14 protein-coding genes and 1 pseudogene are annotated in these 16,296 nt (G+C 66.0%); 12 read left to right on the forward strand and 3 right to left on the reverse strand.

Annotated elements, in window-relative coordinates; all coding sequences use genetic code 11:
* The 4 genes and pseudogenes from WS62_RS36455 to WS62_RS14975 all read left to right on the forward strand — a co-directional run.
* Positions 1–111 (forward strand): annotated as a pseudogene (locus WS62_RS36455) (IS5/IS1182 family transposase); the annotation flags it as partial.
* A 22-nt stretch (positions 112–133) separates the two neighbouring features.
* A complete protein-coding gene (locus tag WS62_RS33780) occupies positions 134–397 on the forward strand; it encodes a PAAR domain-containing protein (protein WP_082720988.1) in 264 nt (87 codons plus the stop codon).
* A 222-nt stretch (positions 398–619) separates the two neighbouring features.
* Complete coding sequence (locus WS62_RS14970; RefSeq protein ID WP_156437891.1) at positions 620–967, forward strand: hypothetical protein; 348 nt, start codon at positions 620–622, stop codon at positions 965–967.
* 172 nt (positions 968–1,139) lie between these two features.
* Entirely contained in the window at positions 1,140–1,625 is a 486-nt protein-coding gene (locus WS62_RS14975) for a hypothetical protein (protein WP_066571992.1), read from the forward strand.
* 745 nt (positions 1,626–2,370) lie between these two features.
* Here WS62_RS14975 and WS62_RS14980 read toward each other — a convergent pair.
* Positions 2,371–2,553 carry a rubredoxin gene (locus WS62_RS14980; RefSeq protein WP_066484681.1) on the reverse strand — a complete coding sequence of 61 codons (183 nt, stop codon included), beginning with the start codon at positions 2,551–2,553 and terminating at the stop codon, positions 2,371–2,373.
* Between the two features lie 278 nt (positions 2,554–2,831).
* Here WS62_RS14980 and WS62_RS14985 point away from each other — a divergent pair, with 278 nt between their 5' ends.
* From WS62_RS14985 to WS62_RS15005, 5 genes are all read left to right on the forward strand, one after another.
* Entirely contained in the window at positions 2,832–3,239 is a 408-nt protein-coding gene (locus WS62_RS14985) for a DUF4399 domain-containing protein (protein ID WP_066571993.1), read from the forward strand.
* Between the two features lie 168 nt (positions 3,240–3,407).
* The gene (locus tag WS62_RS14990) at positions 3,408–5,354 is read left to right on the forward strand and encodes an ATP-binding cassette domain-containing protein (RefSeq protein ID WP_066571994.1); all 1,947 of its coding nucleotides are present in this window, start codon (positions 3,408–3,410) and stop codon (positions 5,352–5,354) included.
* Positions 5,355–5,558: 204 nt separating this feature from the next.
* Positions 5,559–7,541: a DNA topoisomerase IV subunit B gene (parE, locus tag WS62_RS14995; RefSeq protein WP_066571997.1), complete on the forward strand. Its 1,983-nt coding sequence runs from the start codon at positions 5,559–5,561 to the stop codon at positions 7,539–7,541.
* Positions 7,542–7,599: 58 nt separating this feature from the next.
* Positions 7,600–9,930: a DNA topoisomerase IV subunit A gene (parC, locus tag WS62_RS15000; protein ID WP_066572000.1), complete on the forward strand. Its 2,331-nt coding sequence runs from the start codon at positions 7,600–7,602 to the stop codon at positions 9,928–9,930.
* 413 nt (positions 9,931–10,343) lie between these two features.
* Complete coding sequence (locus WS62_RS15005) at positions 10,344–10,802, forward strand: CopD family protein (RefSeq protein WP_010102323.1); 459 nt, start codon at positions 10,344–10,346, stop codon at positions 10,800–10,802.
* A 48-nt stretch (positions 10,803–10,850) separates the two neighbouring features.
* Here the strand turns inward: WS62_RS15005 and WS62_RS15010 are convergent, their stop codons facing one another.
* Positions 10,851–11,735, reverse strand: a complete 885-nt coding sequence (locus tag WS62_RS15010) for a LysR family transcriptional regulator (protein WP_066572003.1) — start codon at positions 11,733–11,735, stop codon at positions 10,851–10,853.
* Between the two features lie 105 nt (positions 11,736–11,840).
* Here WS62_RS15010 and WS62_RS15015 point away from each other — a divergent pair, with 105 nt between their 5' ends.
* Positions 11,841–12,296, forward strand: a complete 456-nt coding sequence (locus WS62_RS15015; protein WP_066572186.1) for a multidrug/biocide efflux PACE transporter — start codon at positions 11,841–11,843, stop codon at positions 12,294–12,296.
* 97 nt (positions 12,297–12,393) lie between these two features.
* On the opposite strand, the gene WS62_RS15020 is transcribed toward WS62_RS15015, so the two are convergent.
* The gene (locus tag WS62_RS15020; protein WP_066572004.1) at positions 12,394–13,356 is read right to left on the reverse strand and encodes a LysR family transcriptional regulator; all 963 of its coding nucleotides are present in this window, start codon (positions 13,354–13,356) and stop codon (positions 12,394–12,396) included.
* 208 nt (positions 13,357–13,564) lie between these two features.
* On the opposite strand from WS62_RS15020, the gene WS62_RS15025 reads away from it, so the two are divergent.
* Both WS62_RS15025 and WS62_RS15030 read left to right on the forward strand, forming a co-directional pair.
* A complete protein-coding gene (locus WS62_RS15025) occupies positions 13,565–14,878 on the forward strand; it encodes an MFS transporter (RefSeq protein WP_066572193.1) in 1,314 nt (437 codons plus the stop codon).
* 1 nt (position 14,879) lies between these two features.
* A complete protein-coding gene (locus WS62_RS15030) occupies positions 14,880–16,139 on the forward strand; it encodes a Zn-dependent hydrolase (RefSeq protein ID WP_066572006.1) in 1,260 nt (419 codons plus the stop codon).
* Positions 16,140–16,296: the final 157 nt, after the last annotated feature.

Here is a 16,296-nt window from a genome sequence, read left to right on the forward strand (position 1 = left end):
TTTCGACGGCTCAAGATTCGTTACGAACGCTATGCTCATGTTCACGAGGCCTTCATGTCTCTGGCTTGCGCTTTGATTTGCTGGACGCGTCTAAAGTCTCTGTTTAACTAATTTCGCAACAGCTTCTAAGTCGATGAGAGGCGTGATTCGAGTGGGCGATGCGACGGATCATGGTTGTCAGGTTGTCAAGACTGGTAGCGAACGATCCGTGGTGATGGGGCGCGCAGTTGCTCGGGTCGGCGATCGCTGTACTTGTCAGTCGGGGCTTGGCGAATGCGAAATTCTTGAAGGTGATGAGCATGTTCAGATTGACGGACGAGCGGTTGCCTTCGACGGTCACAGGACGTCATGTGGGGGCGTTTTGATTTCATCGATGCCGACATCTGGTCGAATTTAGGCTGCTGTATTGAGGAGGTCATCCGACTCGCGGTGAGCAAAGGAGCTTTGTCGGCAGAGTCGATTGATGATGGCGAGTAGAGAAACAGAATCTGGCATGTAAGGATGCGGAGGTTGAGCGCCGAGGTAGGTCTCGCGTGGATCCGTTGGGCGCTTGCAGATGCAGACCTAGCGGTGCTGTTGGTCAACTGCTTTACCTGCAAAAAATGTGAATAGGTCTCCTATGATTAATCCCTCAGATTTGGAGAGTGCTGGTTCTGGACCTTCATATGGTGCAATCAAGCTTGCGATTGCCACCCTCATTGGATTGTGGCTTCCGTGGATTGGGTTCGCGTACTGGTACGTGGAGGTCGGCGGATTTCACAGCGGAATTTTCGTATCGGGCACCATGGAGTTTCTTGGATTCATGCTCGCCACGTGGGTGGTGACGCCACTCTTTACGTTGATTTACATCGTTTATGCGAGACGCTCGGTGCTTCGCAACGCATATGATCAAGCAATGTTTGTCATTGAGTCGTTGGTTCTGGTTGGGATGTGGGCGTTCATAGGAATGCCATTCATCGGCCATTAGATCGAAACGCGTGCTTCTTCGCCGACGGCCTCGGTCGGATTCTAGTGGGCTCGATCTCCATCGTGTTTGGGGTTGCCGACGTGGCAGTTTTCAAACGAATTTTAATATTCAGGGATCTGTCTCCCGGGGCGATGCGGCTTCGAACGCGCGCAGATTCGTCACGTAGGTGCGTATGAAGCTCAGAAATGGTTGGCTCTTCGTTGGCATCCCTTTGGCGCTCTATTTCCTGATGTGGGAACACGCGGGGCCTTGGGTCTTTCCCCGGCACCTGACGTTACGGGTAGTCGCGGGAGAAGGACACCCTTTATCTGGAGCAGATGTCAAGGTCTACCAAACGACATGGCGGATGCCGTGCATCTCGTCATTCGGATTGTCTGGGGCCTCCTGCAATCAATATGATTCGACTGCCTTCGATGGTACGCTCGATCGGCATGGCGAAGCGCGCATCTGGGCGACCACGGCTGTGGCGTTCAATGGTGAGCCCTATATCGTGTGTATCGAAGGCAAAGAGTACGAAGCCGATTTCGCGGTTGCGGAGTGGCCAACTGACCCCGCCGTCTCAGTCGTAACGTTGGACTACAAGGACATGCGACTTGTTCGCGAGCAGTGCTCGCCTTTCACCAAGAAACAGCCCACGCCTGAGTGGTGGAACGGCTAGTCTCGGCGCTATAGCGGCCGACCGTTCCAGAAATTGCTGGCGTATGTTTCAAGCGTAGCTTTGAGATCAACGCCCTGTTAGATACGGCGCAGGCACTGCTGCATCATTGGGCGCTGCAAGTTGCTTTGCAACCGAATAGCGGGATCGATCCCCGGAAGCACGAAAGCCCGCATCGAGCAGGCTTTTTTGTGTGCTACAAATTTGCTACAGCAAGGGGCTGGAACCTTGTTGGAAAAGCCCCGCGCTTATCATTCCATCCCCTGAACTACGGGGAGCGGATAGGAATCGCCGGGATCATCGGAAGCATCGCGTATCGACTGCTGACCGCTTCCAAACCTTGTCCCGCCGAGCTTTGCGATTCTAACGAATTCGCGCGAGATGCGGTGCCACTGAGCACGAAGTGCGTACGTCCCTCTTCGACCGGTCGATTGCCGTTCCCGGCCGTGCGATGCGGATGACTCAGCAACCTTCGTCGGCTCGATCACGCTGGAATCCGGCCTCGAGTCTGCCGATCGGCGAGGACAGCGAGGGAAGAGTATAGCAAAGACGTTTCGAGCGAAGATCGCCGTCGATACGTTGCTGCGTGGTCGCCGCGCGACGCGAGGCGCAATCCGTCCGCGTCGCGCGTGCCGCCGCGGTCTCCGGCGTATCGCCTGGCCCATGCCGTTGCCGGATGCCGGTGCGCAAGCCCGTTGCCGGGCGCATTGGCAATCGGCCGGCCGCCGCTACCGCCTTGCCGCGTGAATCAGAACTCCACGACGACGAAATCTTCCTTGCCGACGTCGCACAGCGGGCAGCGCCAGTTGTCCGGAATGTCGGCGAAGCGGGTGCCGGCCGCGATGCCTTCGTCCGGCAAACCTTCCTCTTCGTTATAGATCCAGCCGCAAATCAGGCAGACCCAGCTCTTGTATTCGACCACTTCGCTCATGTTGCACTCTTGAAGAACCGTTGCATTCGACGTCGCCCGATCGCGCGAACGCGACGCATCGGGCGGCGAAAGGCGCAATGGTACCGGATTTGTCGCGCGAGGCCGTCGGAGCGCCGCGCGGACCGGGCGCGCCCGCTTTCCGTCCGCGCGCGGCGCGAGCCCGGCCGCCGCGTATGCGGCGCGCGTCGCCCGCGCGCCCGAGCCGGCTCCAAACCCGCGACGCGCCCGCCGGTCGCGGTGTATCCTTCGATGGCCTTTCAACCCAAATGGAGAGAGCGATGCTCAACAACAAATGGCTGGCCGGCGCGTTCACCGTGGCCGCGCTGTTCGCGTCCGCCTCGGCGCACGCGGAAGCGAGGGTGTTTTTCGTCGAGCCGACCGACGGCGCGTCCGTCACGAACCCCGTTCACGTGAAATTCGGTCTCGAAGGCGACATCACGCTTCGGCCCGCGGGCGACATGACGCCTCACACCGGTCACCATCATCTGCTGATCGACGGCAAGCCGGTTCCGACGGGCGACGTGATCCCGGTCAGCGATCACTCGCTGCATTTCGGCAAGCCCCAGACCGAGACCGAGGTGAGGCTGCCGCCCGGCCAGCACACGCTGACGCTGCAGTTCGGCGACGGTGCGCACCGCTCGTACGGTCCGGAAATGAGCCGGACGATCACGGTCAACGTCAAGTAAGGCAGGCCGTTCGGCCGTCCGGCATGCGAGGGCCGCGCCCGGTCCTCGCAGCCACCGGCGCCGACGGCCGCGTCGCGCGGTCCGTCGCGCTAGGCCGTTGTGCCATGTCGGCGCGGCGCGCCGCCCCCGGTACAATGTGCGCTTCCGATTCTTCTCCGCCGTCTCCCCATGTCGCTTTATTCCATTACCGGCGCGCAACTCGCGTTCGGTCACGTCGCGCTGCTCGATCACGCGGACTTTTCGCTCGAAGCCGGCGAGCGCGTCGGGCTCATCGGCCGCAACGGCGCCGGCAAATCGTCGCTGCTCAAGATCGTCGCCGATCTCGCGAGGCCCGACGACGGGCTCGTCACGCGACAGCAGAGCCTCGTGACGGTCTACGTGCCGCAGGAGCCCGAATTCGAAGCCGGGCAGACGGTGTTCGACGCGGTTGCGTCGGGGCTGACCGAGACGCGCACGCTCCTCGCCGAGTACGACGAGATCGCGCACCGGCTCGCGGACGCGCCCGAAGGCGCGGAGCACGACGCATTGCTTGCGCGGATGAACGCGCTGCAATCGTCGCTCGACGCGACGCACGCTTGGAGCTGGCGCACGCGGGTCGCGACGACGCTCGCGCAAATCGGGCTCGACGGCGACACGCGGGTCGATGCGCTGTCGGGCGGAATGCAGAAGCGCGCGGCGCTCGCGCGCGCGCTCGTCGTGCAGCCGGACGTGCTGCTCCTCGACGAGCCGACCAACCACCTCGATTTCGACGGCATCCGCTGGCTGGAGGAACTGCTTGTCACGCAGCGCGCGGGCCTGCTGTTCATCACGCACGACCGTGCGTTCCTCGATCGCGTCGCGACGCGCGTCGTCGAGCTCGATCGCGGCCGCCTGCTGTCGTATCCGGGCAACTTCTCCGCGTATCAAGCTCGCAAGGCGCAGCAGCTCGAAGTCGAGCGGGTCGAGAACGAGAAGTTCGACAAGCTGCTCGCGCAGGAAGAAGTCTGGATCCGCAAGGGCGTCGAGGCGCGGCGCACCCGCAGCGTCGGCCGCGTCGCGCGGCTCGAGCAGATGCGCCACGAGCGCGCGGAGCGCCGCAACGCGCAGGGCAATGTGAAGCTCGACGTCGCGCAGGGCGAGAAGTCGGGCAAGATCGTCGCCGAGCTGACCGACGTGACGAAGCGCTACGGCGACCGCACGGTCGTCGACCGCTTCTCGACGACCGTGATGCGCGGCGACAAGATCGGCTTCGTCGGCCCGAACGGCGCCGGCAAGACGACGCTGCTCAAGCTGATCCTGGGCGAGCTTTCGCCCGACGCGGGCACGGTGCGCATCGGCACGAACCTGCAGGTCGCGTACTTCGACCAGATGCGCGCGCAGCTCGACCAGGAAAAGAGCCTGTCGGACACGATCAGCCCCGGCAGCGAATGGGTCGAGATCGGCGGCGTGCGCAAGCACGTGATGAGCTATCTCGGCGATTTCCTGTTCGCGCCGGAGCGCGCGCGTTCGCCCGTCAAATCGCTGTCGGGCGGCGAGCGCAATCGTCTCCTGCTCGCGCGTCTCTTTGCGCGCCCGGCGAACGTGCTCGTGCTCGACGAGCCGACCAACGACCTCGATATCCCGACGCTCGAACTGCTCGAAGAGCTGCTGACCGACTACGACGGCACGGTGCTGCTAGTCAGCCACGACCGCGCGTTCCTCGACAACGTCGTCACGTCGGTGATCGCGTCGGAGGGCAACGGGCAGTGGCGCGAATACGTCGGCGGCTTCACCGACTGGCAGATCCAGCGTGACCGCGCGCAGCGGATCGCCGACGAGGACGCGGCGAAGCGCGTCGCGAAGGAGCCGGCGAGCGCGAAGGACGACGCGCCGAAGAGCGCGGCGGGCCGCAACGCGCAGCGCACGGTCAAGCTGTCGTTCAACGAGCAGCGCGAGCTCGACGCGCTGCCTTCGATGATCGCCGGGCTCGAGGCCGAGCAGAAGGCGATCGGCGCGCAGCTCGAAGACGGCTCGATCTTCTCGAAGGACCCGCAGGAGGGCGCGCGCCTCACCGAACGCTTCGCCGCGCTCGACGACGAACTGCTCGCGGCGCTCGAGCGCTGGGAGGCGCTCGAAGCGAAACGTAAGCCTTCATGAGTTCGCCGTTGCGGAACCAGTAAAATACGCCGCGTTCCGGGTGGGACCCGCGCCGCCGTCGCGCGCGGCGCGCCGCCCGCTTTCGAAGCAATCCAAGCACGCCATTGTTTCGATTCGGATTTTTATCGAATTCAACGTTTTGTCCACGACGTTATCCACACGAGTTGGGGATAACGTCAAGGTGAATGACGAACCTGAGCTTCTATGTCTACGAAAAAGCCCGCAGCGGCGTATAGCGAAGCATCCATCAAGGTGCTGAAGGGCCTCGAGCCTGTCAAGCAGCGGCCCGGCATGTACACGCGCACCGAGAATCCGCTGCACATCATCCAGGAAGTGATCGACAACGCGTCCGACGAGGCGCTGGGCGGTTACGGCAAGCAGATCACGGTCACGCTGCATCCCGACCAGTCGGTGTCCGTTGAGGACGACGGGCGGGGCATCCCGTTCGGGCTCCACCCGGAAGAAAAGGTGCCCGTCGTCGAGATCGTGTTCACACGGCTGCACGCGGGCGGCAAGTTCGACAAGGCCAAGGGCGGCGCGTATACGTTCTCGGGCGGTCTGCACGGCGTCGGCGTGTCGGTGACGAACGCGCTCGCGACGCGGCTCGACGTGACCGTCTGGCGCGACGGCAGGATCGCGCAGCTCGGCTTCGCCGACGGCGACGTCGTCAAGCCGCTCGCGACGCAAGGCGCGGGCCGTGGCGAGAAGAAATCCGGCACGCGCGTGACCGTGTGGCCGAATCCGAAATACTTCGATTCGCCGAACCTGCCGCTCGGCGAGTTGCAGCGGCTGTTGCGCTCGAAGGCGGTGCTGCTGCCGGGCGTCGAAGTTGTGCTCGTCAACGAGAAGACGGGTGAGCGCCAGAGCTGGCGGTACGAAGACGGCCTGCGCGGCTATCTGCTCGAAGGGATGAACGGCAGCGAGCTGCTGATTCCGCTCTTCGAGGGCGAGCGCTTCGCCGATTCGCGTTCCGGCGACGATACGTTCGCCGAGGGCGAGGGCGCGTCGTGGGTCGTCGCGTGGAGCGAGGAAGGCTCGCTCGTGCGCGAGTCGTACGTGAACCTGATTCCGACGCCCGCGGGCGGCACGCACGAATCCGGTCTGCGCGACGGTCTCTATCAGGCGGTGAAGAGCTTCGTCGAACTGCACAACCTGCAGCCGAAGGGCGTGAAGTTGCTCGCCGAGGACGTGTTCGCGCGCGTGTCGTTCGTGCTGTCGGCGAAGGTGCTCGATCCGCAGTTCCAGGGGCAGATCAAGGAGCGCCTGAACAGCCGCGACGCGGTGAAGCTCGTGTCGTCGTTCACGCGTCCCGCGCTCGAGCTGTGGCTCAACCAGCACGTCGAGCACGGCAAGAAGCTCGCCGAGCTGGTGATCAGGCAGGCGCAGGCGCGCACGCGCGCGGGCCAGAAGGTCGAGAAGAAGAAGAGCTCCGGCGTCGCGGTGCTGCCCGGCAAGCTGACCGATTGCGAAACCGAGGACATCGCGCGCAACGAGCTCTTCCTCGTCGAGGGCGATTCGGCGGGCGGCTCCGCGAAGATGGGCCGCGACAAGGAATACCAGGCGATCCTGCCGCTGCGCGGCAAGGTGCTCAACACGTGGGAGACCGAGCGCGATCGCCTGTTCGCGAACAACGAGGTGCACGACATCTCGGTCGCGATCGGCGTCGATCCGCACAGCCCGGACGAAAGCGTCGATCTGTCGAATCTGCGCTACGGCAAGATCTGCATCCTGTCGGACGCGGACGTCGACGGCGCGCACATCCAGGTGCTCCTGCTCACGCTCTTCTTCAAGCATTTCCCGCAGTTGATCGAGCGTGGCCATGTGTTCGTCGCGCGGCCGCCGCTCTTTCGCGTTGACGCGCCCGCGCGCGGCAAGAAGCCCGCGCAGAAGCTCTATGCGCTTGACGAAGGCGAGCTCGAGGCGATCCTCGACAAGCTGCGCAAGGACGGCGTGCGCGAAACGCAATGGAGCATCAGCCGCTTCAAGGGCTTGGGCGAAATGAGCGCCGAGCAGTTGTGGGACACGACGATGAACCCCGACACGCGGCGTCTGATGCCGATCGCGCTCGGCGACCTCGATTTCGAGGCGACCGTCGAGCGGATGACGATGCTGATGGGCAAGGGCGAGGCCGCCGCGCGCCGTAACTGGCTCGAGGAAAAGGGCAACGAAGTCGAAGCGGATATCTGAGCGAAGCCGGGCGCGCGCCCGGCTTCGCACGCATCGCATATACGGACACGAAATCTAGATGGACGACAACACTCCCGATCTTTTCGCCGAGCCGGCCGCGCCCGAGGGCGATTCGCTGACGCTCGGCCGCTATGCGGAGAGCGCGTATCTCAGCTATGCAGTGAGCGTCGTGAAGGGACGCGCGCTGCCCGACGTCTGCGACGGCCAGAAGCCCGTGCAGCGGCGGATCCTCTTCGCGATGAACGAGATGGGCCTCGGCAACAATGCGAAGCCCGTGAAGTCCGCGCGCGTCGTCGGCGACGTGCTCGGCAAGTACCATCCGCACGGCGACCAGTCCGCGTACGACGCGCTCGTGCGTCTCGCGCAGGACTTCTCGATGCGCTATCCGCTGATCGACGGCCAGGGCAACTTCGGCTCGCGCGACGGCGACGGCGCGGCGGCGATGCGCTACACCGAAGCGCGCTTGACGCCGATCGCGCAGCTCCTCCTCGACGAGATCGGCGAGGGCACGGTCGGCTTCATGCCGAACTACGACGGCTCGTTCGACGAGCCGAAGCTGTTGCCGGGGCGGCTGCCGTTCGTGCTGCTGAACGGCGCGTCGGGGATCGCGGTCGGTCTCGCGACCGAGATCCCGTCGCACAACCTGCGTGAAGTCGCGGCGGCCGCGGTCGCGCTGATCCGCAATCCGGCGCTGCCGCACGCGGAGCTGATGCAGTTCGTGCCGGGGCCGGATTTCCCGGGCGGCGGCCAGATCATCTCGAGCGATGCGGAGATTTCGGCCGCGTACGAAACCGGCCGCGGCAGCCTGAAGGTGCGCGCGCGCTGGAAGATCGAGGATCTCGCGCGCGGCCAGTGGCAGCTCGTCGTCACCGAGCTGCCGCCGAACACGTCGGGCCAGAAGGTGCTCGAGGAAATCGAGGAGCTGACGAACCCGAAGCTCAAGGCGGGCAAGAAGACGCTCACGCAGGAGCAGATCAACACGAAGAAGACGATGCTCGACCTGCTCGACGCGGTGCGCGACGAGTCGGGCAAGGACGCGCCCGTGCGGCTCGTGTTCGAGCCGAAGACGCGCGCGATCGACCAGAACGACTTCGTCAATTCGCTGCTCGCGCACACGAGCCTCGAATCGAATGCGCCGCTCAACCTCGTGATGATCGGCGAGGACGGCCGGCCCGCGCAGAAGGGGCTCGTGTCGATCCTCGGCGAGTGGGTGCGGTTCCGCCAGGGCACGGTCACGCGGCGCTGCCGCCACCGGCTCGGCAAGGTGAACGACCGGATCCACATCCTCGAAGGGCGGATGATCGTCTTCCTGAACATCGACGAGGTGATCCGCATCATCCGCGAGTCCGACGAGCCGAAGCAGGCGCTCATCGGCGCGTTCGGCCTGACCGAGCGGCAGGCCGAGGACATTCTCGAGATTCGGCTGCGCCAGTTGGCGCGGCTCGAGAAGATCAAGATCGAGAAGGAGCTCGAGGAACTGCGCGCGGAGAAGGCGAAGCTCGAAGAGCTGCTCGCGAACGAAAGCGCGATGAAGCGGCTGATGATCAAGGAGATCGAGGCTGACGCGAAGCAGTTCGGCGATGAGCGCCGCACGCTGATCCAGCAGGAGAAGCGCGCGACGTTCGAGGCGAAGGTCGTCGACGAGCCGGTGACAGTCGTCGTGTCGCAGAAGGGCTGGGTGCGCGCGCTGAAGGGCCATGGGCTCGACCCGGCGAGCTTCTCGTTCAAGGCGGGCGACGGCCTGTACGCGGCGTTCCAGTGCCGCACGCCCGATACGCTGATCGCGTGGGGCAGCACGGGCCGCGTATACTCGGTGTCCGTTCAGGTGCTGCCGGGCGGACGCGGCGACGGCGTGCCCGTCACGTCGCTGATCGAGCTCGAGTCGGGCTCGCATCTGCTGCATTACTTCGCGGCGCCGGCCGAGCAGCCGCTGTTGCTCGCGTCGAGCAACGGCTTCGGCTTCATCGCGAGGGTGGGCGACATGGTGAGCCGCGTGAAGGCGGGCAAGTCGTTCATGACGATCGATACGGGCGTAGCGGGCGGCGCGGCGCCGCTCGCGCCGATGCCGGTGCTGCCGGATGCGTCGCAGGTCGCGTGCCTGTCGAGCGGCGGGCGTTTGCTCGTGTTCGGCATCGACGAAATGAAGACGCTCGGCGGCGGCGGGCGCGGCGTGATCCTGATGGCGCTCGATCCGAAGGAGACGCTCGTGCAGGCGCTCGCGATCGACGCGGCGGGCGTCGTGATGACGGGCACGGGCCGCGGCGGCAAGGCGCAGGAAGAAACGCTCGCGGGCCGCGCGCTCGATCCGCACGTCGGCAAGCGGGCGCGCAAGGGACGCGCGCCGGATACGAAGCTGAAGGTGAGCGGGCTGCGTCCGGTGCTCCGCTGACGGGGCGCGTCGTCGGCGGTCCGGCTGGGGCCTCACGCGTGCCGACGCGCGGGGCCTCGGCGGCGAGGCCGCGCGAAAGCGGCGCGTGGGATGCAAGGTCGTGCCGACCAGCGAATTGCATCGTTCGTTATCCTTCGCTGACGAAACGCTCCGCGATGCGTCACGCGGCGGCCGACAGGCAAACGCGCCGCCGCCACGCGGATCGCGCGCGGCACCGCAACGCCGGTAGACAAACAATCGACAAACAAAACGCCGACGCGCCGCCCGACTAGAGCGGGACACCCAAAAAAGCACACCTCGTGCACATTCCGATGAACCGCCGCGCGCCGCGGCTGTCGAATGCGCTCATCGTCTCGCGCGCCGTGCGTCCGCGCTGCGCGCCGGTCATCTGAAAACCAGAAAGGATCCCCATCATGTCTCACGCTATCGCCGTCGCCTTGTTTCTCCATCTGCTGGCGGTCGCGGTGTGGGTCGGCGGCATGGTGTTCGCGAACTTCTGTCTGCGTCCCGCGCTGTCCGATCTGTCGCCGCAGTTGCGCCTGCCGCTCGTCGAAGCCGTGTTCGGCCGCTTCTTCAACTGGGTCGCGGGCGCGGTGATCGTGATCCTGCTCACGGGCGGCTTCCTACTCACGCAATTCGGCGGCGCGCACGCGACGTGGCCGCTGCACGCGATGGCGGGGCTCGGCGTCGTGATGATGCTGATCTTCGGTCATATCCGCTTTGCGCTGTTCCCGCGCATCCGCCGCGCGGTGCAAGCGCAGAACTGGCCGGACGGCGCGCGCGCCGTCAATGCGGTGCGCCTTCTCGTGGTCGTCAATCTCGTGCTCGGCGTCGTGACGATCGGCGCGTCCGTGCTGTCGCGCGGATTCTGATTTTCCCGTCGGCGCACAGGCCGTGCCCCGACTTCGCCGATGCGCGCGTCACGCCGCGAGCATCGCCTCCAGCAGCCATGAGCCGGCCGGCCCGAGCGGCCGCTCGCGCGACCACACCGCATCCACCGGCACGCGCCGCGGCCAGCCGCGCGCATTGAGCTCGGCGAGCCGCTCGCGCGCGAAGTGATCGACCATCCAGCGCGGCAGTTCCGCCCAGCCGAAACCCGCCACCGCCATTTCCAGCAGCAGCAGATAGCTCGGCGCCGACCAGCAGCGCCGCCCCGCGACGAGCCCCGTTTCGATCCGCTCGCCGTGCGGCGCGACGTAGGTATTGAGGCGCAGCTCGCGCGCGTCGTGCAGCGCGGCGAGCGGCACTTCGGCATCGCCGTATGCGGCGAACGGATGCCGCAGGCCGACGTAGAGCCCGATCTCCGAACGCTCGGCGATCGTCGCCGCGCCGACGTCGGGCGGATAGGTGCTGCGCGCCGCCATCAGCCCGAGTTGCGCGCGGCCTTGCTGGATCAGGTCGAGCACGTCGTCGTGCTCGGCGATCTGGCATTCGAACTCGAGCGTCGGAAAGCGGCGGTCGAGTTCCGCGAGCGTCTCCTCGTATCGGCTCGATTGATAGGTGTCCGACACGACGAGCGTGAGCCGCGCCTCCTCGCCACCCGCCAGGCGCGCGGCGACCTGGTCGATCGCCTCGCTCGCCTCGAGCACGCGCTGGACTTCGGGCAAGAGCGCGCGGGCGGCATCGGTCAGCGTCGGCTGGCGCGTCGAGCGGTCGAACAGCGCGACGCCCAGGTCGATCTCGAGGTTCGCGATCGCCTCGCTGATCGTCGATTGCCGCTTGCCGAGCTTGCGCGCGGCGGCCGAGAACGAGCCGAGATTGGCCGCCTCGGCAAACGCGAGCAGTGCTTCGGGAGAATGGCGCATCGCGGACGCTCCTTATATATATCGGAAAAACCGATAATAACAAACTGGATGACTACGGTTAATCCGATGAAAATAGCGCCATCTCATTTACAGATGGAGCATTTCATGCAGATGCAAATGGCTAGGCACGTCCCGAGGAAGACGCTGACCGAGCGCCTCGTGCACGCGCTCACGTTCGAAGTGACCGCGATCGCGATCTGCGCGCCGTTCGTCAGCTGGCTGCTCGGCCTGTCGCTCGTCCACGTTGGCGCGTTGACGGCCGCGGTGTCGGTGATCGCGATGGTGTGGAACGTCACGTTCAACGCGCTCTTCGAGCGGATCGAGCGCCGCTATCGGTTCAAGCGCACGCTCGCGGTGCGCGCGGCTCACGCGATCGTGTTCGAACTTGGCCTCGTCGCGATGGCGCTGCCGCTCGCCGCGTGGTGGCTCGAGATCAGCCTGCTCGAGGCGCTGTTGCTCGACTTCGGCATCCTGCTGTTCTTTCTGCCGTACACGTTCCTGTTCAATCTCGGCTACGACCGTTTGCGTGCGCGCTGGATCGCGCAAAGGGTGGCGGTCTGACGATGAACGCAATCCGAATCCTTCTCGATGGTCCTTTTCGAAAGCCGGCGCGACGCCGGCTTTTTCTTTTCGCGCGAACGCATCGCCGCGCGCCGCGTCACGGCTCGACCGACAGCCGCTCGTCGAACGCATAGCGCTGCATTGCGCGCTCGAAGCCTTCGAGGAACGCGTGCTCGGCCGCGTTCATCTTCCGCTCGCGATGCCACAGCAAGAAGATATCGACGTCGACGAGGCCTTCTTCCGGCGGCAGCCGCCAGAGCCGCTGGCGCGCGAGATCGTCGCGGACGATGTGCTCGGGCAGGCAGCCGATCCCGTAGCCCGCGAAGATGAGACGCCGCACTTCGTCGAGGCTCGGCGACGCCGCGACGATGCGTCCCGTGAAGCCCTTCTGGTCGCGGAACACGGTGAGCGGCGACAGGCTGTCGCCGATCTGGTCGCTCGTAAACGACACGAAGCTCTCCGCGAGCAGATCGGTCATCGTCAGTTGCGTCTGGCCGAAGAGGCGATGGTGGCGGCCGCAGAAGATCGCGTAGCGCTGCCGCAGGAACGGCGTGCGTGCGAGCTTGTCGACCGGGTTTCGGCAGAGGCTCAGGCCTGCCGTCGCGGTTTTCTGCAGCAGCGACGAGATGATGTCGGACGAGCGCATCACTTCGATCTGCAGATCGACGCGCGGATATTGCCGGTGGAAGTCGGCGAGGAAGAGGTCGTAGACGCCCGATTCGATGCGACTCACCGACAGCAGCCGGATCGAGCCCGTCAGGTCGGCCGCCGCGTCGTCGAGTTCGGTGTCGAGCTGCGAGATCGTGCCGTAGATCTCGCTCGCGATCCGGTATACCTCGGCGCCCGCGTGGGTCGGCTCGAAGTGCGGGCCGCGGCGCTGGATCAGCGTGTGGCCGAGCGTGTCCTCGAGCCGCTTGAGCGCCTGGCTCACGGCCGGCTGCGTGACGTGCAGCCGTGCGGCCGCGCGGCTCACGCTGCGCTCTTGCATGATGACGAGGAACGTGCGCAGCAGGTTCCAGTCGAGGCGGTCGTTCAGGAAGCGGACGGCGGCGGGGCGCATGGCGGCAAGTCTCCGGCGACTGATATTAATAAAAATTATGTTTTAGATAATAAGCCGAAATTTGACTAATAGTTAATGGATGGCGATAAACGGGCTGCGCGCAGCCGCTTGCGCGCGGCGCGGGCGCGAAGCGACGGGCCCGCACGATGTCGAGCGCGCATCCGCCGAATCGCCGGGTGCCGCGCGTGAGCAGAGAGGAGATTCCGCGATGACTGCCCCCCAACCGTCCGCGCGCCAGCCGGTGCGCGCCGCCGGCGCCGCATTCGTCGGCACGATGATCGAGTGGTACGACTTCTACATCTATGCGACTGCCGCCGCGCTCGTGTTCGGCGAGCTGTACTTTCCGTCCGGCGACCCGTTCGTCAGCACGATGGCGTCGTTCGGCACGTTCGCGGTCGGCTTCTTCGCGCGGCCGCTCGGCGGCATCGTGTTCGGCCATCTCGGCGACCGGATCGGCCGCAAGAAGGCGCTGATGACGACGCTCGCGATGATGGGCGTCGCGACCGTCTGCATCGGCCTCTTGCCGAGCCATGCATCGATCGGCATGCTCGCGCCCGTGCTGCTCGTGCTGCTGCGGATCGTGCAGGGCGTCGCGGTCGGCGGCGAGTGGGGCGGCGCGGTGCTGATGGCGGGCGAGCACGCGCCGCCCGGGCGGCGCACGTTCTTCGCGTCGTTCGCGCAGCTCGGCAGCCCGGCGGGGCTCATCCTATCGCTCGTCGCGTTTCGCGCGGTCACGTCGCTCGACAAGGCCGATTTCCTCGCGTGGGGCTGGCGCCTGCCGTTTCTCGCGAGCGCGGTGCTTTTGATCGTCGGGATCGTGATCCGGCTCGGTGTCAACGAATCGCCCGAGTTCGAGGCGGTCAAGCGGACGCGCGCGACCGCGAAGCTGCCGATCGCCGACGTGTTCCGCTCGGCGTCGGGCCTCGTGCTGCTGTGCATCGGCGCGAACACGATCGGCATCGCCGGCGTGTACTTTACGAACACGTTCATGATCGCGTACACGACGCAGCAGCTCGGCATCTCGCGCTCGACGATTCTCGATTGCCTGTTCGCGGTCGCGATCATCCAGTTCGTCGCGCAGCCTGTCGCCGCATGGCTCGCCGAGAAGCTCGGCGGCGCGCGCTTCCTGAAGCTCGCGGCTGTCGCGGCGATGGCGTCGCCGTATCCGATGTTCATGCTCGTGACGAGCGGGCGGCCCGGCGCGATCGTCGTCGGCATCGCGCTCGCGGTCGTGTGCATGGCGGGCTTCTATTCGGTGATCGCGGGCTTCGTGTCCGGCGTGTTCCCGGCGCGCATCCGCTATTCGGCGATCTCGCTGTCGTACCAGGTGTGCGGCGCGCTCGCGGGCGGGCTCACGCCGCTCGTCGGCACGTGGCTCGCGCATCGCCATGCGGGCGCGTGGCTGCCGCTCGCGCTGTTCTATACGTGTCTTGCGGGGCTGTCGCTCGTGAGCATCGTCGCACTGGATGCGCGCCGCTCTGCCCGCGGCGCTTCGGGTAACGAAGTATTGGAGGCGCGCTGACATGACGTTCGCATTCGATCGTCGATCGCCCGCCGTGAACGGCGAGCGACTGTGGCGTTCGCTCGCCGAGATGGCCCGGATCGGCGGGACCGCGAACGGCGGCGTGCGGCGGCTCGCCGCGACCGACGACGACAGGCGCGGCCGCGATCTGTTCGCGCGGTGGTGCCGCGACGCGGGGCTCGCGGTCAGCGTCGACGAGATTGGCAATCTGTTTGCACGCCGCGCGGGCGCGGACGCCGGCGCGCCGCCCGTCCTGATCGGCAGCCACCTCGACACGCAGCCCGAAGGCGGGCGCTTCGACGGCGCGTACGGCGTGCTCGCCGCGCTCGAGGTCGTGCGCAGCCTGAACGACGCGGCGATCGTCACGCGCAAGCCGATCGAGATCGTATCGTGGACCAACGAGGAGGGCGCGCGCTTTGCGCCTGCGATGCTCGGCTCGGCGGTGGCCGCGGGCGTGATGCCGCTAGCCGATGCGCTCGCCGTGCGCGACGCCGCGCAGGCGACGCTTGCCGACGCGCTCGATCGAATCGGCTATCGCGGCGCGCGGCCGGCGGCGCGGCCGGCGATCGATGCGTACTTCGAAGCGCATATCGAGCAGGGGCCGGTGCTCGAGGCGAACGGCACCGAGATCGGCGTCGTGACGGGCGGGCAGGCGATCCGCTGGCTCGACGTGACGATTGCGGGCCAGCCCGCGCATGCGGGAACGACGCCGATCGCGCATCGCCGCGACGCGCTGTTCGGCTTCGCGCAGATCGCGGACGGAATCGAACGGATGCTCGCGGACTTCGCGCCGCACGGGCTCGCGACGATCGGCTGCGTCGGGATTGCGAATGCGTCGCGCAACACGATTGCGGGCGCGGTCGAGTGCACGCTCGATTTGCGCCATCCGGACGATGCGACGCTCGACGAGATGGCGCGCGCGGCGGCCGATGTCTGCGCGCGCATCGCTGCGCGGCGCGGCTTGCGCATCGACGCGTCGACGCACTGGACGAGCCCCGCGACGCCGTTCGATGCGGCTTGTGTCGCGAGCGTCGAGGCTGCGGCCGAGCGCTTCGGATATCGGCACGAACGGATCGTGAGCGGTGCTGGGCACGACGCGATCCATCTCGCGAAGCATTGCCCGAGCGCGATGGTGTTCATTCCGTGCGTCGGCGGGTTGTCGCACAACGAAGCCGAGGATGTGCTGCCCGACGACGCGACGCGCGGCGCGAACGTGCTGCTCGGCGCGGTGCTCGACCGCGCGGGCGTGGCGGATCGGTGAGCGCTGGGTCGCCTGGCGACGAAGCGCGAGACGTCGAACGGGCACGCATCGAAACGGTCGTCGGCCGTCGATGGACATCGATTCGATCGATGTCGATTCGACGATTGCCGAATCGAGGCGCATTCGGACATTGAGCGCCGAACGCCGAATGCCGAAT

It is taken from the genome of Burkholderia sp. ABCPW 14, assembly GCF_001523835.1.
In the GTDB taxonomy this organism is placed as follows: Bacteria; Pseudomonadota; Gammaproteobacteria; order Burkholderiales; family Burkholderiaceae; genus Burkholderia; species Burkholderia mayonis.

Coding starts and splice junctions, on each gene's coding strand:
- parE (WP_066571997.1), top strand. CDS start 5,559: ATGTCTACGAAAAAGCCCGCAGCGGCGTATAGCGAAGCATCCATCAAG.
- WS62_RS15005 (WP_010102323.1), top strand. CDS start 10,344: ATGTCTCACGCTATCGCCGTCGCCTTGTTTCTCCATCTGCTGGCGGTC.
- WS62_RS14970 (WP_156437891.1), top strand. CDS start 620: ATGATTAATCCCTCAGATTTGGAGAGTGCTGGTTCTGGACCTTCATAT.
- WS62_RS15010 (WP_066572003.1), bottom strand. CDS start 11,735: ATGCGCCATTCTCCCGAAGCACTGCTCGCGTTTGCCGAGGCGGCCAAT.
- WS62_RS14980 (WP_066484681.1), bottom strand. CDS start 2,553: ATGAGCGAAGTGGTCGAATACAAGAGCTGGGTCTGCCTGATTTGCGGC.
- WS62_RS15020 (WP_066572004.1), bottom strand. CDS start 13,356: ATGCGCCCCGCCGCCGTCCGCTTCCTGAACGACCGCCTCGACTGGAAC.
- WS62_RS14975 (WP_066571992.1), top strand. CDS start 1,140: ATGAAGCTCAGAAATGGTTGGCTCTTCGTTGGCATCCCTTTGGCGCTC.
- WS62_RS15030 (WP_066572006.1), top strand. CDS start 14,880: ATGACGTTCGCATTCGATCGTCGATCGCCCGCCGTGAACGGCGAGCGA.
- WS62_RS15015 (WP_066572186.1), top strand. CDS start 11,841: ATGCAGATGCAAATGGCTAGGCACGTCCCGAGGAAGACGCTGACCGAG.
- WS62_RS14990 (WP_066571994.1), top strand. CDS start 3,408: ATGTCGCTTTATTCCATTACCGGCGCGCAACTCGCGTTCGGTCACGTC.
- WS62_RS15025 (WP_066572193.1), top strand. CDS start 13,565: ATGACTGCCCCCCAACCGTCCGCGCGCCAGCCGGTGCGCGCCGCCGGC.
- WS62_RS33780 (WP_082720988.1), top strand. CDS start 134: ATGAGAGGCGTGATTCGAGTGGGCGATGCGACGGATCATGGTTGTCAG.
- parC (WP_066572000.1), top strand. CDS start 7,600: ATGGACGACAACACTCCCGATCTTTTCGCCGAGCCGGCCGCGCCCGAG.
- WS62_RS14985 (WP_066571993.1), top strand. CDS start 2,832: ATGCTCAACAACAAATGGCTGGCCGGCGCGTTCACCGTGGCCGCGCTG.